We start from the raw sequence: 14574 nt of genomic DNA, 5'->3' as shown, positions 1-14574 counted from the left end.
GGCCGAGGACGGATACCTATCAAACTACCGTAGCGTTTATGTCGCTTCGGTCGGTCCGTTATGACATGGCCAGTCTCAGGGACCTCGGGCTCTCCGAGTACGAAGCTCGAGCCTACCGATCGCTGCTCACCACCGGCCCGACAACGGCCAAGGAGCTGTCACGGGCGAGTGACGTCCCGATGGGGCGGATCTACGACGTGCTCAACAGTATCGAACAGTACAACCTGGTCCGAACTCAGACCGCGAGCCGGCCGAAGAAGTACGTCGCCGTCGAACCCACGACGGCGCTCGACCGCCTGCTCGAGGACAAGAAACGGGAACTCGAGGAGAAAGCCGACCAGTACGAGTCGATCGTCGACGATCTGGCCAACGAACTCGACGCGGCCGAACCGGTCGAAGAGCAGTTCTGGACCGCCGCCGTCGGCCCCGACGAGACGATCGATCTCCTCTTGGAGCGGCTGGCGGCCGCCGATCGGGACATCGTCATGGTCTCCTCACATCCCTCCCCCCAGTGGGACATGCAGGCGGTCAGCGAGGAGATCAACGCCCAACTCGAGAACGCGCTCGATCGCGGCGTCTCGGTCGATCTGTTGCTGACTCGTGAGATGGTCGGCTCGATGTCGGAGGCGGTGGGCCGGCGCTATCGCGAGACCTTACAGCAACGCGACGACTTCGACGTTCGTACCCACGACGACGTCACGGGGTCGTTCAATATCATCGACGGCGTCGAAGTCTGCATTCAGGTCCCGAACCCGTTGTCCTCGGGGGAAGCCTTCGGGATGATCGACCTCAAGGACCCCGAGTTCGCCGCGAACGTCCACGAGGAGTTCGTCCCGCGGTGGGAAGACGCCGAACCGCTCGAGTTCTAGGTCTCGATTTCCTCGCGGAGCGTCCCCATCTCGACGATCCGCTCGGCGTGGGCGTTGTGCTGGTGGATCGACTCATCGTTGGACTGACTCATCGTGATCACCGCATCGTCGGCCAGGTGGTCGAACTCCTCGACGACGCCTTCAGCTAGCGCACGGACGCAGTCTTCGACGAACTTCGCGTCGGCGTGGGCGTCGTAGGTCATGTGGTCCTCGTCGGGCCGCTTCGCGAGGTTGTAGATGCGCGCGCTCATCGAGTCTCGAGCGATGTCGATGATGTCGTTCAGATCGACCGACGGAGCGCCGCTGGCTTCGACCGTCAGCGTCGCGTGACCCCGCTGGGAGTGGCCCGGCTGTGGCACCTCGTCTAAGAACGCCGTGATCGTTTCCTCGTCGACACCCAACCCCTCGAGCGTGTCCTTCGCGCGGGCCGTCGACATGCCCTGCGAGCAGGGACAGACGGTCATCCCGGTGACCCGTGCGCCGATCTCCTCGCGGGTGCCGTCCTCGGTCGCCGTCGCCGACGCGACGATGTCGACGGTGTGTTGGGTCTCGCGGTCGCTCGCGGGCGTCCGTTCGCGCCGCATGAACTCGGCCTCCATCGAGACCTCCGCCTTCGAGGTGTAGTCGTGGCGCTCGAGCAGTCGCTCGGCGGCCTCGCCACAGACTTCCTCGACGCCGTAGGCCTCCTCGCGGGTCGCATCCTCCAGAATCTCGTCGATGACCTCCATGTTGCGGCTCATATCCGCGCCCTTCCGCCAGCCAGGGAGGTCGACGAAGACCTCGAACTCGGCGGTGAGGACGATCGGTCGCTTGCCTTCGCGGGCGATCTTGACGAGTTTGTCGACGCCGGTAACGCCGACCTGACTCAGGCCAACGGTCACGTCCGGCGATGTCGCCTGCACGTCCGGCAACTGATGACTCATTGACCGCATTCAGGGTAGCGGGTGATTCAACCTTTCGGAACCGGGTGTCGCTTCGACGACCTGCTCGAGCCGTCGATCGGTTGAGCGCTTCTCGTTGCAGGGAGAGAGTGACGACGGTGATCGTCTCGCTACTATCGTAGCAACTGAACGTCACTGCACACCTGACCGCAGGACGGCGTTACGATCAGTGTGTCAACCGGTTCCGTTGCTACTATAGCTGGATCTCCGACGGGTGTCCGGAGTGGAACAGCCGATCACTGGACCGCTGCTCGGGTCGGCGTGGCCGTCGCTCCCGATGCTCTCGGCGCAGATGGGGTCGTGCTCGATGATCGAACACACAGGCGACACTGGAAACGGGAAACTCGAGTCCAGTCACGCCGAGGCCTTTCAGAGCGGTTCTCCGCGTGAGATTGCTCCCTCATGTCACGACACATGATCATTAAAAATAATATATTCTTACGACAGCTGTGAATAATATGACTCCCGTCTTCGAAATGTCAGATAGACGATTTATGTTGGAATGTGACGAAAGCCCGACGGGACCTCGACCCTCGCTACGGTCGTTGGTCGTGTCCGTTTGGACCATCACTCACCGATGGCTGGAGCGAGCCGTCCGTGTCGTTCGACCGAATCGTGCCGTGGTAGCGCCGTCCCCGTTGAACGCGAAATCCGTGCGATGGCGTGATCGAAGCGATGCGATTGGCTCCGCTTCGGGGGGATCATGAACCGACGCGAACTCCTCGCCGGCGTGGGTGCTCTTTCTGCCGTACTGGGTTCGGGGTGCCAGGCCCTCCGGGAAGACCGGAATCCGGCGTTCGAAATCCGAACCGTCCGGACGTACCAACCCGATGCTGGCACCGTTCTGGTGGTGACAACGGTCGAAAAGCGGAGCGGCGTCGCCGGACACGTAACGCTCCGCGCGGAGCTCCAGATCGCCGGCGACTACGACCACGCGTTCATCCAGGAGTACGTCGTTCCCGCGGACGTTTCCGAGCGAACGCTCGCAGTTCCGTTCGAGTACGACGAACCGGTGTTCGAGAACGCGACGTACGACGCGCGAGTGAAAATCCTCCGCGAGGGCGAGGCGGATAGCCACTGGACGACCGACAACGGGACGGCAAACGAGACTCGATGAGGAGAGTCCGGTCTCACTCCGCCATGCGTCTCAGACGCGTCTCGACGGTGACGCCCTCGAGCGAGCCGTCGTTTCTTTAAGTACCTCTGGTCACAAGGTAGAGCTATGACGGGAAGACGGTCGTTCTGCAGCCAGTAACTTACACCCGATAGTCACAACGCCGTGTTTTCGATCCTCGGTCGAACGGCATGTGGGCGGGCAGTCTCATCGACGAGGGATTCACGAGTCACTCGTGCCAGTGGAGAGTCGGCTTACTGCTTCCCACGCGAGAGCGAGCACGAACAGGAAGAGCAACGCTGCACCCAGGCCGGTGAGGAACCCGTCCGTGACACGGCGTGCGAGGAAGACGGCGAGTGCGGTGCGAAGTACCCATGAAATTCGGCTCAGATTCCATTCGAGCAGTGCGGTTCGGAGGGCGGACATTATCTCGTGACATCCTCCTCGCGGTAAACGGCGAGGCTTCCCACACATGGGGAATACCAGTTAGTCGTCGCTAGCAGAGGGTTCCGACTCTTGAAACGCCGTGAGCGTCATCTGCGCTGGTACGCTCTTCTCACGGTGAGTCGTGGCGGTGTCACAACCGCTCCCATCCCGAAGCGAGTCATTGCGTTCCGCCTTGTCAAGCGGGACGCTCTCTCCCCACGGGTCAACCCGTAGTGCGATATTCGCGGAAGCGTTGATGTCGGCCTGAAACGTCGAAACGTGGCAGTCGTCGTGCGGACACCGAAACTCTGCCTGCGAGTCCCGACGACCGATACGATGGCACGAGTGGCACGTCTGCGAGGTGTACGCCGGGTTCACGTACTCGACCGGGATACCCGCTTCCGTCGCCTTGTCCTCGATGCGCCCTTGCAGTCGGGCGAACGCCCACGAGTGAAGGCGACGGTTCATGTACCTCCCGTAGTCGAGACGCTCACGGATGTACGTCAAATCCTCCATCACCAACACCGGGTTCTCAAACTGTCGGGCGTACTCGACTGCCTGTCGAGACGCCTTCTCCACGATGTCGGTAAGCGCGTTCTGGTAGTGGTTGAATCGGTCTTCAATCCGCCACTCGGATGCGTCACGCTCTTGGAGTCGTTTCAGTGTCGTGTACATCTCTTTGCGGAGATGCTTCGCTCTGCTTCCGCTACACACGAACGGATCAGTCGGAGAACCGTCCTTGAGGGCACAGCCCGTGATGAGGGCGGTTTCTCCGATGTCTAAGCCGATGTGCGTGGCGTCACCGCCGTCGCTGGTTTCTTCGACCGCGTACTCGACGGTGACGTGTAGTACCCAGTTCTTCCGGTGCTGTTGAAGCCGTATCTCGCCTGCCTTCGCGTCCTCTGATACGAGGTCGTGCCAGAGGCCTTCCTGTTCGGGATTGATGCGGAGCGGTATCCAGAAGTTCGTTCCCCGACCGGGACGGGGAACCCACCACGTGAACTCGTACTCGCGTTCTTCGGAGTGGTCGAATTTCGCGGCTTGGTTCGTGAGCCGTATCGGGTGGCCGTCGTCCAACTCCTTGGCGTTGTACGTCTTGCGGAGTTTCGGGACGTAGTTGCAGAGTGCGGCTTTCGCCTGATACGGTAAGTCGTAGGGAGTCACGATGTCGCTCACCGCCGACATGGTACTCGCCCCAGCGTCGAACGCCTCTTGCAGACCGTCACGGTAGGTTTCGAGCAGGTCGTTGAGTTTGGTCTGCTTGTGCGCGGTGGGTGGCGCGAACGTCGCCTGCAACGTCTTCGTGACGGACGTGGACAACGCTATTGCTCCTCCACGTACTTCATGAGTACGTCGATACTCACTTGGCCGGTGGTGGCGAGGAAGTATCCCGGTTGCCAGAACGCTTTGTCGAACGACTGCCGAACCTCGGGGTTCTCGTCACGGATTTTGCGGGACGTGACGCCCTTGAGTGAGTTGATGAACTTGGTGAGGTCGGTCGTTGGCTTCGCCGTGAACAGAATGTGAACGTGGTCGGAACCGCCGTTGACGTTCTGGATGTTCACGCCGAAGTCCTCGGAGATGTTGCTGGCAATCTCACCGATGCGTTCGGCTATCTCGTCGGTAAGGAGGTCTGCGCGGTACTTCGTGACGGTCACGAAGTGATATTGGAGTGCGTAGACCGTGTGCGACCCAGTTTCGAGGTTGTACTTCATTTGGCCATAATAATTTCTATACATCCAATTCTAATAAAGGTTTGCGGTCGTGGGGTATTCGGCCTGCAACCGACGGTGGTTCACGTAGGAGTTGTCGGCTTCACGCCCGCGCTAAAGGGCTGGATTCTCGCCTTGAAAAAAGATAGGCGGGTGGGGTTACATATAGATCTGGGGCAATGCAGCAAGTTTCGGGCTGCTCTGGTCGCACACCACCTCATCCACCGGATTTTCGTAAATCTCGAGCCTCGAGTGTCGCTCTTTCGTCCCCGTATCACGTCCGGTGGCCGACACCGTCCGCGCTCTGCTCCGTTCTTTAAGTGCCTCTGGTCACAAGGTGAAGCTACGAAGGGCATTCGTCACCCGGCCGTCTCGGGATTCGTTTTCAAACCCTCGAGCCACAGCCATGTCTCACCTCCCGAACCGCGTGTCCCGGACCGTCGACGACCACCTGACCGCGATCGAACGCGAGTACGACATCGCGGTCGTACTGGCGGTCGCCCGCGGGAGCCACGCCTGGGGTGCGGCGAGCCCCGACAGCGACTACGACGTGGGATTCGTCTCCGCGCCGACCGACCTGCGCCGGTACGCCCACCTCGAGACGGTACCGGGGACCGTCGTCGAGGACCGCGGCGAGTTCGAGTATCAGGGCTGGGACGTGCGGACGTTCGCACGGCTGCTCGCGGATTCGAACGAGGGTGCGATCGATCTGCTCCGGAGTCCGATCCGCTATCGGACCGCGTACGATCCCGCCGCGCTCGCCGACTATCTCGAGCGGACGTACAACCCGATCGACCTGTATCACACGTGGCGCGGGATCGCGACGAGCAACTACCGCACGTACATCTCCCACCATCTGGTCCGGACCGACGACGAGATCTTCCCGATCATCGATGCGGACGAGGACACGTATACCGTCGAAACCGACGACGGAACGACGACCGTCCCGTCCGACGACGAACGGTTCAGCGAGACCCAGACGAAACCGACGGTGAAGCGAAACCTGACCATCTACCGGGCAGCCATGTTCGCATACTACCTCGTGGAAACCGGGGAACGTGGCGCACACGAGTTACCCGCCCTCGAATTCGAGACGTTCCTGACCGAGCACGCGCCCGCCGTCTTCGACGCCGATCGAATCGACCGCGCTCGTGAGTTGCTCGAGCGGAAACGGGCGGGCGAGGGCGCGACCGAGATCGGCGACGCCGTCGGCCGCGAGTTCGCCCACCCGCCGAAAACGATCGATCCCGATACTCACGCTCGAGATGGCCCCGATACCGACCGACTGGACGGATTCATCGACGACCTGCTCGCCGCGGTCCAGTGACGCCGACGGACCCACCTCGCTTCCGAGCCGCTCTTTACGTGTCTCTGGTCACAAGGTGAAGCTACGAAGGGCTTTTCGCGGACCAGGCACCTCGACCAGCGAGCGCCCGGTTCCGATCGAGGACGCACCCCGCCGAGACGTGTTAGAGTTGCTGTTTGTCCGATTCCCTGGCAAATCGAACGGAGCGAGCCTTTTTCACGCTCCCTCTCCGAGCGACAGACGATGCAAGACGACGGTGCCGACTCTGGTCCAGGTTCCGAGCGAGCCGTGGACGGCGTCGAACCGGAGCCCGCCCGTGACCGCCGCCTCGAGACCCGGCCCGGGTCCGGATCGCTCTCGCGGGCCGACGTGCAGCGCGATTCGACGGTCCGCCAGTGGGGCGTCGTCACGCCGAGCGCGACGGTCATCGGCCGCGCGGACTCGGCCGACGCGGACCTCTCCGAGAGCGTTCGTCGCCTCCACGACGAACAGCACGCGGCGACGCCGGGCTACAGCGAGCGCGCACACCGACTCGACCGGCTCCGAACGACGCAGGCGCTTTGCAACGCTCTCGAGGTGACGCCGTGGCAACGGGATCTCGCGCTGGGCGTCATGGACGAGATCGACCTCACGGAGTTCGGGAGCCAGCGTGCGATCGAGAAGGTCGCGCTCGTGGTGATCCGTCACGTCGTCGATGTCGACCGCCAGCAGTACTTCGGGCTGGACGACATCGATGCTCGAGCGCTCTCCGCCGACCGGATGGAGGAGCTGTTCGGCCGGTATCGTGCACACGACATCACCGACGAAGCGGCCTTCGAGCGGCTCGCGGCCGAGTACGGGCTGGACACGACGAGTTTGAACCGACTGCGCCGCGTCCTCACGTCTCAACTCGACGACGACCTGCCGGCCTACGGGCGCAATCCCTATCGGGACCCGAACCTGCCGGACGTGACGGGATCGGAGACCGAAGCCACGGACGCGGCCGTCGGCACCGAGAGCTGAGGGCGCGGTCATCGTCCGGGGTCCGGTCGACCTGGGTCACTCGTCTCGAGTCGGCTGCCGGTGACCGGCGGCTTTTCCCTCCGAGGTCCCTAGCCGCGCTATGACCGACGGGGACTTCGGATCGGCGGCCGAGCCGACCGATCGAATCGAAATCTACGCCGACTACGTCTGCCCGTTCTGTTATCTGGGGACGCGATCGCTCGCACAGTATCGCGAGAGCCGCGACGAGCCGCTCGCGGTCGAGTGGCACCCCTTCGACCTGCGCAGCGGCCAGCGGAACGCGGACGGGTCGATCGATCACGATGTCGCGGACGGCAAGGACGACGCGTACTACGAGCGGGCTAAACGGAACATCCACCGGCTTCAGGAGGAGTTCGACGTCGAGATGGCCCAGGATCTCGCGACCGACGTCGACTCGTTCGACGCACAGGTCGCCTCGTGGTACGTCGCACAGGAGTACCCCGAACGGTGGGAGGCGTTCGACGAGGCGATTTACACGGCGCTGTGGCGGGACGGTCGCGACATCGGCGAGACCGACGTGTTGGTCGCTCTCGCGGCGGACATCGGCCTCCCGACCGACGAGATCCGCGACGCGGTCGCCGACGAGGGTATCCGGGCGGCACTCGAGGATACGGTTGCCGAGGCACAGCAGCGGGGCGTTACGGGTGTCCCGACGTTCGTCTCGGATGGCCACGTCGCCCGTGGCTCGGTCCCGCCGGCGCACTTAGAACGACTCGTTGAGGGCGACGGGTAATCACTCGAGCTTGTCCAGCCCGTCGAAGAAGTTCGCCTGCGGACCCACCAGCCTGACGGCTTCGTTCGCGAGCGAGACCGACACCTCGGCGGGGGGATCGAGACGCTGGCGGTTTCGGCCGTCGCTGATCGCGTAGGCGGTTTCGGTTCCGGAGACGGTGAGCGTGATCTCGGTCGTGGGTTCGACGACCAGCGGCGGCATCGATTCCGTTGCGGCCATCTGTGCGACGACGAGCGCCTCCGCGGACGGATGGACCAGCGGTCCGCCCTCGCTCAAATTGTACGCAGTCGAGCCCGTCGGCGTCGCCACGAGGACGCCGTCCGCGTGACCCTCGGCGTACCGTTGGCCGTTGATGTCGATCCCGACAGTGGCTCCGCCGCCGTTCCCTCGCCGCGGTCCGTGGACGACGATCTCGTTGAGCGCCGGCTCGAGCGTCCAGTCCGCTTCGACGCCGGTCGCCCGCAGTCGCGCGAGTTCGCGCTCCTCGACGGTCCCCGTTTCGTCGAGTTCCGTGGCGAGTTCGGTGACGACGCCGAGGGCGTCGTCGGGCGCGACGGCGTTGAGAAAGCCGACTTCGCCGAGGTTGATTCCCAGGATCGGCGTCGAACCGACTTCGCGGGCGACGAACAGCAGCGTCCCGTCGCCGCCGATGCTCACGACGAGATCCCGACCCGCCATCGCGGCGACCGGGACGGCACTCGTCCCGACCGCTCCGCCGGTCGCGTCGTCGACGACGACGCTGGCTCCCTCGCGCTCGAGGGCGTCGACGAGGCTCGCGGCGAGTGCCTGTGCACGTTCGTTGTCACGTTGGGCGACGATTCCGACGGCGACGTCCATCGTCGGCGGCTACCCGCCCCGTCGTCAAAAAGCCACGCTTGTCCGGCCGCCGACGATGGGTAGCAGCCGAACGCCGCCGGCCGACTCCGCCGCTGACCATCCCCCGTGGAGTGATTTGCGCAGTCGCGCCACCGCGCCGTCGGTGTCGGGCCGGACTCCCTCGCTCGAGGCGAGTCTCTTTCCGTTATCGGGCGATTCGATCCCGCTCGACCGGCGTTTCGGGTCCGCCCAACAAATCGTTACGGCCAGGCTCGATCCAGTAATAGCCACTTATCGACATGTTCATGCTCCATACTTTTGCGGACGGGAGGCCGACGTTCCCGCATGGCGCAACGGACGACGGCCGACGAAACACTGCCACGAGAGGAACTCGCCGCGTACCTCCAGGAGCTTGCGACGGAGTTCGGGAGCGAGAGCGAGGAGGTCTCGATACGGGTCGGGAACAAGAACGTATCGCTCAACCCGCCCCACAACGTCGATGTCTCGGTCGAGACCGTCGAGCGCTCCTCGATGCTCCGGGGGAACCGTGAAACAGTCGAAATCGAACTGAGTTGGAAACCCTAATATGGCCGCCGCGGACTCCATCCTGATCTTCGTCCTGAGCCTGCTGGTAGGAACGATCGGCATCCTCGCGGGCGCGCGGCTGGTGTTGGATCGCGACGCGGGCTTCGTGAACGCGGCCGTGACCGCCCTCATCGGGGCGGCCGCCTGGGGGATCACGAGTTTCTTCGTCGGCTGGATCCCCATCCTCGGCGTGTTGCTCATGTTGGTCATCTGGGTCGGCGTCATCAACTGGCGGTATCCCGGCGGCTGGGGGTCCGCGGCCGCGATCGGATTCGTCGCCTGGATCGTCGCGGTCGGCATCCTCTATGCGCTCGCGGTGATCGGCTTCGTCACGGCCGATGCGCTCGGCATTCCCGGCGTCTAGCGGTTCGTCTCGTTCCCGCCATCGAAGACGGAGGGAAACCCCTTTTTCCGTCCGGGCGAGTGGTCCACGTAGATAGCAATGTACGAGACGATCCTGCTTCCGACGGACGGCAGCGACCACGCGACGACCGTCGCGGACCACGCCATCGATGTCGCAGCCACCCGTAACGCGACCCTCCACGTCCTCTCGGTCGTCGACGACCGCGCGTTCCTCGTGCTCGACGACGATCGCATCGAGCAGGTCCGCGGCGACCTCGAGGCGACCGCCCGCGCGGCGGTCGACGACGCGGTGACCCGCGCCGCCGAACACGGTATCGAGACGACCACGGCCGTCGATACCGGCAACCCGGCCGAGTGTATCGTCGAGTACGCTGCGGACGCCGATATCGATCTGATCGTCATGGGAACCAGCGGCGACGAGTACGAACGCAACGTCGTCGGCAGCGTCTCCCAGCGGGTCGTCCGCGAAGCACCGGTCCCGGTCACCACCGTCGGCCCCGACGTGTGAGCGCCCCCGGGAAGTACGACCACCGCTCCCCGCTCGAGGTGGCCGCCCAGTTCGCTCGCGCGGACGGGTGGTGATACAGATGGGTTGATGTGTCCGCCGTCGTTAGTGATCAGGAGATGCGCCGATCGATCGTGATCGCGGCCGTTTTGCTCGTTCTCGCCGTCCTTCTGATCGGCGGGCCGTCGCTGTTCCTGTCGCTGTCGACCAGCCAGACGGCGTCCGATCCACCCGCTCAGTCGACGCAGACAAAATCGACCCCGGAACTCGTGACGTTCGAGGACTCCGAGAGCGGCTTCTGGGAGTACCTCAGTCCGACCAAGCGGTTCCAGAAACGAAGCCCGATCAACGTGGTCGTCCGCGGTGACGTCGACGATGTCGAGCTGGTATTGTCCGACGCCGAGGGCGGTGACGGTGACTGGTCGACAGTCAACGAGTCCGAGGAGGAAGCGCTTCCGGAGACGTACTCGCTTACCGGCGGCAACGTCTCCGACAACGAAACGCAACCGGCGAACGCGACCGCCGACGGCGACCGGCCGGTCAACGAGACCGCCGACGACCCGACGGCGAACGCTTCGTCACAAAACGGGACCGCCGCGGAAGCCGCGTCGGACGAGCCACGGGGTCCCATTCCGGACCTCAACTGGGGGCACGCCGACGGCGGCACCCGCTACGCCTACGTCGACCCCGGACCGAACGAGAGCGGCTACTGGACGACCGAAACGCGCCAGCTCGAGGACGGCGACTACTTCGGGCAACGGTATCACATCCGCCTCTACGAGAGTCCCAACAAGGACGACGACTGGGTCGCCATGCAGACACACTCGGAGCACTTCGACTGGTTTACCCTGCGGCATCGAGTCCACGGCTCCCAGGACGCCCAGACGAAGGTCGAGACCGATTTCATGAAACACCCACGCGTCGACGTTCAGGACGACGTGAGCCGAATCTACCTCGACAACAGGAACTCCGTCGACGCCGACGGCTGGGCGACCCTCGTCGAACTCGCCGGCCTGCTCGTCGTCCCGACGCTCGTCGGCGTTCGCGCCGGACGACGCGGTGGCACCGCCTCGAGCGGGACCGATCGAGCCGCGAGCGAGCGCGTCGCCGAGCGGACGCCCGGCGCGATCGACGACCACCTGACCGAAGTCGACCGGAAACGCCTCGCCGCGGCTTACGCCCGCCTCGAGGCCGGTCACGTCCTCCTCGTCTTCACCATCCTGGCGCTGTATCTGGGCGTCCGGATGGGTGGCCTCGCGCTCGAACGGCAGGCCGCGTTCCTCACGCCACACCAGATCGCCGGACTCCTCTATCCGGTGATCGGCGTCGGCATCCCGGTCGCGACCTACCTGCTCGCACGCGGGCTCACGCGACGGCTCGACGCCGCCGTCGTCGCCGCGGGCTCGCTCGCGGTCGCGATCTGGCTCGACTACAGCCTGCTCGGCGTCTCCTTGCTGCCCGTCGACATCGTCGTCCAGCGAATGCTCGTCGTCGTCGCGCTCGGGCTGATCGCCGGCGGTGCGGCCAAACGGGCCGCTCGGAACACACGGTTCAACGACATGTTGCTCGTCGGCACCGCGATGTGGCTGCTCGTCCTGGTTGGAACGCTCTTCGGCTACTTCTGAGCGGCCGGCGACCCGGTGCCCCGCTCCGGCCGGAGCCGATCGACGGTCGAACCGTGGTCCTTCGGTGCCGAGCCCTTAAGTCCTTCCAACATCGTTATCAACACGACATGGCAAGCCCCACCCGTCAGCGCGAACGCGATCCTGAAACGACAGAAAAAACGCAGGAACCGGAGCGTGAGCGGGTGTGTGACGAGTGCGACGGCGGGACGCTGGTGAAAAGCGAGGATCAGGGCGAACTCGTCTGCGATCAGTGCGGGCTCATCGTCGAAGGAACCAACATCGATCACGGTCCCGAATGGCGGGCGTTCAACCACTCCGAGCGCCAGAACAAGTCCCGCGTCGGCGCGCCGACGACCCAGACGATGCACGACAAGGGGTTGACCACCTCCATCGACTGGAAGAACCAGGACGCCTACGGTCGCTCGATTTCCTCGGACAAGCGCAATCAGATGCGCCGACTGCGAAAGTGGCAGGAACGGATTCGAACCAAAGACGCCGGCGAACGGAACCTCCAGTTCGCCCTCTCCGAAACCGATCGGATGGCCTCCTCGCTCGCCATCCCACGCTCGGTCCGCGAGGTCGCCTGCGTCATTTACCGGCGCGCGCTCGACGAAGACCTCATCCGCGGGCGCTCGATCGAGGGCGTCGCGACGAGTACGCTCTATGCCGCCTGTCGCATGGAGGGCATCCCCCGATCGCTCGAGGAAGTCGCCGCCGTCTCCCGCGTCGAGCGCAAGGAGATCGGCCGCACCTACCGCTACGTCGCCCAGGAACTCAACCTCGAGATGGAACCGGTCAATCCCAAAAAGTACGTGCCGCGGTTCTGTTCGGAACTCGAACTCTCGGAGGAGGTCCAGGTCAAGGCCAACGAGATCATCGATACGACGACGGAGAAGGGGCTGCTTTCGGGCAAGTCGCCGACGGGCTACGCCGCGGCCGCGATTTACGCCGCCTCGCTGCTCTGTAACGAGAAGAAGACCCAGCGCGAAGTCTCCGATGTCGCGCAGGTGACCGAGGTCACCATCCGTAACCGGTACCAGGAACAGATCGAGGCGATGGGCATTCACGAATAGGACGGCTCGAACTCGCGGCATCGGTACACGGGTGTTCGGGCCACTCGGATGCCGGCCGCGGCGGTGACTGCCCCCACGCGGTGGCACGAAGCGCCTCGAGAGACACTGTCGCTACTGCCCGGTCTCGCCGGGGCTTCTGCGTTGGTCGTTCCACCCACGCTGAGCGCTGTGGCTGCCGATCTCGAGTACGATCCGCTCCCGGTCCCGAGTCGGTTGTGCGGCGAGACTGAATCATAAATAAATACATGGATGACATTTGAACGAAGCGAGCGGAAACATAAAATAGCTGCTTCGTCAACTCTTCGTATCTGTGGCCTCTCACCGACGAACACTCTTAACTCGGCTCGGCGGCGTGATCGCGGGCGGTGGCGCACTTCTCGGAACGAGTGCGTTCAGTACTGTTGACGCGACACGAACGGTGGCCGTCGACATAGCCGGGGATGCGAACGCGTTCCTCGGTATCGAACCCGGTGCTGAGGGCGACGGGTACGTCCGCGAGAACGGCACGGTCGAGATCGATCTGACCGCGATGGAGGACGGCCGACACGGTGTTTCCAAACACGCAGTTACGGCCGTCGATCGGCTCCTCGAGGTCACGAACAACGGCCCGACCGAGATCGCGGTCGGGTTCAACGACGAGTACGCGCTCGAGCACGGTGACTACGACGAGCCCCCCGGTGGCTGGGGATACACGGTGAATACGGACGAAACCGCCGTCGTCGTCGGCTGGGCGAGCCCGCTGCCTGCGGAGATGGACCACTCGTTGGCAGCGGTTCGACCGCGGCTGGTCACGACCGGTTTCGAACGGAGTACGCTCGTCGATGGCCGCCTCAAGGACGAAGTCGATTCGAAGACGGAACGGACGATCCGCCCCGGAGACCGTCTCAATATCGGGGTGATCGTCGACACCCGCGCTAGCACGGTTACTGCGAACCCGATTCCGGAGTCACTGGACGAAACGATCTCGATATACGCCGAAACGACCACGACTTGACTCTGGCCTTGCTCACGTCGCTCACGATCCAACGGGTCGCGTGCGGAGGGATCCGGCCGCAAAAAGTCGCCGCGACGGTCTCCCGGAATGCGCTGGCCGGGAATTGAACCCGGGCTATGAGCTTGGGAAGCTCATGTCCTACCACTAGACCACCAGCGCTCTCCGTCGGTCGCGCCACTCGATGGTACCCGCCGGTTACACTTGAACGTAGCGCTCTCGAGTCGGCCGTCCCGTCGTCGGCCACGAACCCAGCCTCGAGTCCCACTCGCTGCAGACCGCGGTTCGTCTCGCTACCGTGGTGGCGAGGCCCACGGCCGGACAGTGCTCCGGAGTGAAGACGCGGTGATCCTTCAGCCGGAGCGGCTGCGACGCGTCGTTTGATTCTCGCAACCGGACCTTCGGCGTTCCCGACGGTCGCGGTCACTGTTCGATACATCGAACCGGGTGCGGGCGTCGAAATCGACCGTCCGGTCAGTTTTCCCCGGCGAG

At 64.1% G+C, this 14574-nt stretch carries 16 protein-coding genes and 1 tRNA gene; 11 read left to right on the top strand and 6 right to left on the bottom strand.

Features of this window, described 5'->3' with window-relative positions; genetic code table 11:
* The first annotated feature begins 65 nt into the window (after positions 1-65).
* Positions 66-869 (top strand): TrmB family transcriptional regulator, encoded by an 804-nt coding sequence (locus tag FGF80_RS15820; RefSeq protein ID WP_006183932.1) that lies wholly within the window; start codon positions 66-68, stop codon positions 867-869.
* On the opposite strand, the gene mptA is transcribed toward FGF80_RS15820, so the two are convergent.
* Complete coding sequence (gene mptA / locus FGF80_RS15815) at positions 866-1792, bottom strand: GTP cyclohydrolase MptA (protein ID WP_006183931.1); 927 nt, start codon at positions 1790-1792, stop codon at positions 866-868. The genes FGF80_RS15820 and mptA overlap by 4 nt on opposite strands.
* Before the next feature lie 721 nt (positions 1793-2513).
* Here mptA and FGF80_RS15810 point away from each other — a divergent pair.
* Complete coding sequence (locus FGF80_RS15810) at positions 2514-2927, top strand: hypothetical protein (protein WP_006183930.1); 414 nt, start codon at positions 2514-2516, stop codon at positions 2925-2927.
* A 219-nt stretch (positions 2928-3146) separates the two neighbouring features.
* On the opposite strand, the gene FGF80_RS15805 is transcribed toward FGF80_RS15810, so the two are convergent.
* Genes FGF80_RS15805 through tnpA form a run of 3 tightly spaced genes read right to left on the bottom strand, consistent with a single transcriptional unit; the run spans position 3147 to position 5065 of the window.
* Positions 3147-3350, bottom strand: coding sequence for a hypothetical protein (locus tag FGF80_RS15805; protein WP_138655071.1), 204 nt, complete (start codon positions 3348-3350; stop codon positions 3147-3149).
* A 60-nt stretch (positions 3351-3410) separates the two neighbouring features.
* Positions 3411-4670 carry an RNA-guided endonuclease TnpB family protein gene (locus FGF80_RS15800; protein WP_138655069.1) on the bottom strand — a complete coding sequence of 420 codons (1260 nt, stop codon included), beginning with the start codon at positions 4668-4670 and terminating at the stop codon, positions 3411-3413.
* A gap of 2 nt (positions 4671-4672) precedes the next feature.
* Positions 4673-5065, bottom strand: coding sequence for an IS200/IS605 family transposase (tnpA, locus tag FGF80_RS15795; RefSeq protein ID WP_138655067.1), 393 nt, complete (start codon positions 5063-5065; stop codon positions 4673-4675).
* 403 nt (positions 5066-5468) lie between these two features.
* On the opposite strand from tnpA, the gene FGF80_RS15790 reads away from it, so the two are divergent.
* The 3 genes from FGF80_RS15790 to FGF80_RS15780 all read left to right on the top strand — a co-directional run bounded on the left by FGF80_RS15790 (position 5469) and on the right by FGF80_RS15780 (position 8124).
* Positions 5469-6389: a nucleotidyltransferase domain-containing protein gene (locus FGF80_RS15790; RefSeq protein ID WP_138655065.1), complete on the top strand. Its 921-nt coding sequence runs from the start codon at positions 5469-5471 to the stop codon at positions 6387-6389.
* A 222-nt stretch (positions 6390-6611) separates the two neighbouring features.
* On the top strand, positions 6612-7370 hold the full coding sequence (locus tag FGF80_RS15785; RefSeq protein WP_006183927.1) for a hypothetical protein: 759 nt from the start codon (positions 6612-6614) through the stop codon (positions 7368-7370).
* Between the two features lie 100 nt (positions 7371-7470).
* Complete coding sequence (locus FGF80_RS15780) at positions 7471-8124, top strand: DsbA family oxidoreductase (protein ID WP_138655063.1); 654 nt, start codon at positions 7471-7473, stop codon at positions 8122-8124.
* Here the strand turns inward: FGF80_RS15780 and FGF80_RS15775 are convergent, their stop codons facing one another.
* Complete coding sequence (locus FGF80_RS15775; protein WP_138655061.1) at positions 8125-8961, bottom strand: NAD(+)/NADH kinase; 837 nt, start codon at positions 8959-8961, stop codon at positions 8125-8127.
* Between the two features lie 324 nt (positions 8962-9285).
* Between FGF80_RS15775 and FGF80_RS15770 the strand changes: the two genes are divergently transcribed.
* From FGF80_RS15770 to FGF80_RS15745, 6 genes are all read left to right on the top strand, one after another.
* Positions 9286-9525 carry an amphi-Trp domain-containing protein gene (locus FGF80_RS15770; protein WP_006183924.1) on the top strand — a complete coding sequence of 80 codons (240 nt, stop codon included), beginning with the start codon at positions 9286-9288 and terminating at the stop codon, positions 9523-9525.
* A 1-nt stretch (position 9526) separates the two neighbouring features.
* Positions 9527-9889: a hypothetical protein gene (locus tag FGF80_RS15765; RefSeq protein WP_138655059.1), complete on the top strand. Its 363-nt coding sequence runs from the start codon at positions 9527-9529 to the stop codon at positions 9887-9889.
* 78 nt (positions 9890-9967) lie between these two features.
* A complete protein-coding gene (locus FGF80_RS15760; protein WP_006183922.1) occupies positions 9968-10396 on the top strand; it encodes a universal stress protein in 429 nt (142 codons plus the stop codon).
* 116 nt (positions 10397-10512) lie between these two features.
* Complete coding sequence (locus FGF80_RS15755) at positions 10513-12018, top strand: hypothetical protein (RefSeq protein WP_138655057.1); 1506 nt, start codon at positions 10513-10515, stop codon at positions 12016-12018.
* A gap of 107 nt (positions 12019-12125) precedes the next feature.
* Entirely contained in the window at positions 12126-13091 is a 966-nt protein-coding gene (locus tag FGF80_RS15750; protein ID WP_006183920.1) for a transcription initiation factor IIB, read from the top strand.
* Between the two features lie 418 nt (positions 13092-13509).
* Positions 13510-14085 carry a hypothetical protein gene (locus FGF80_RS15745; protein WP_238705306.1) on the top strand — a complete coding sequence of 192 codons (576 nt, stop codon included), beginning with the start codon at positions 13510-13512 and terminating at the stop codon, positions 14083-14085.
* A gap of 88 nt (positions 14086-14173) precedes the next feature.
* On the opposite strand, the gene FGF80_RS15740 is transcribed toward FGF80_RS15745, so the two are convergent.
* Positions 14174-14244, bottom strand: a tRNA-Gly gene (locus FGF80_RS15740).
* Between the last annotated feature and the right edge of the window lie 330 nt (positions 14245-14574).

The sequence above is a fragment of the Natrinema pallidum genome, from assembly GCF_005890195.1.
Classification (GTDB): Archaea; Halobacteriota; Halobacteria; order Halobacteriales; family Natrialbaceae; genus Natrinema; species Natrinema pallidum.
The sequence above is the reverse complement of the archived record's forward strand: the minus strand, read 5'-3'. Positions and strand labels throughout refer to the sequence as shown.

What these genes read in the sequence shown, in the direction of transcription:
- FGF80_RS15755 (WP_138655057.1), top strand. Translation starts at nt 10,513, where the DNA reads ATGCGCCGATCGATCGTGATCGCGGCCGTTTTGCTCGTTCTCGCCGTC.
- tnpA (WP_138655067.1), bottom strand. Translation starts at nt 5,065, where the DNA reads ATGAAGTACAACCTCGAAACTGGGTCGCACACGGTCTACGCACTCCAA.
- FGF80_RS15810 (WP_006183930.1), top strand. Translation starts at nt 2,514, where the DNA reads ATGAACCGACGCGAACTCCTCGCCGGCGTGGGTGCTCTTTCTGCCGTA.
- FGF80_RS15780 (WP_138655063.1), top strand. Translation starts at nt 7,471, where the DNA reads ATGACCGACGGGGACTTCGGATCGGCGGCCGAGCCGACCGATCGAATC.
- mptA (WP_006183931.1), bottom strand. Translation starts at nt 1,792, where the DNA reads ATGAGTCATCAGTTGCCGGACGTGCAGGCGACATCGCCGGACGTGACC.
- FGF80_RS15790 (WP_138655065.1), top strand. Translation starts at nt 5,469, where the DNA reads ATGTCTCACCTCCCGAACCGCGTGTCCCGGACCGTCGACGACCACCTG.
- FGF80_RS15760 (WP_006183922.1), top strand. Translation starts at nt 9,968, where the DNA reads ATGTACGAGACGATCCTGCTTCCGACGGACGGCAGCGACCACGCGACG.
- FGF80_RS15805 (WP_138655071.1), bottom strand. Translation starts at nt 3,350, where the DNA reads ATGTCCGCCCTCCGAACCGCACTGCTCGAATGGAATCTGAGCCGAATT.
- FGF80_RS15750 (WP_006183920.1), top strand. Translation starts at nt 12,126, where the DNA reads ATGGCAAGCCCCACCCGTCAGCGCGAACGCGATCCTGAAACGACAGAA.
- FGF80_RS15775 (WP_138655061.1), bottom strand. Translation starts at nt 8,961, where the DNA reads ATGGACGTCGCCGTCGGAATCGTCGCCCAACGTGACAACGAACGTGCA.
- FGF80_RS15820 (WP_006183932.1), top strand. Translation starts at nt 66, where the DNA reads ATGGCCAGTCTCAGGGACCTCGGGCTCTCCGAGTACGAAGCTCGAGCC.
- FGF80_RS15770 (WP_006183924.1), top strand. Translation starts at nt 9,286, where the DNA reads ATGGCGCAACGGACGACGGCCGACGAAACACTGCCACGAGAGGAACTC.
- FGF80_RS15785 (WP_006183927.1), top strand. Translation starts at nt 6,612, where the DNA reads ATGCAAGACGACGGTGCCGACTCTGGTCCAGGTTCCGAGCGAGCCGTG.
- FGF80_RS15765 (WP_138655059.1), top strand. Translation starts at nt 9,527, where the DNA reads ATGGCCGCCGCGGACTCCATCCTGATCTTCGTCCTGAGCCTGCTGGTA.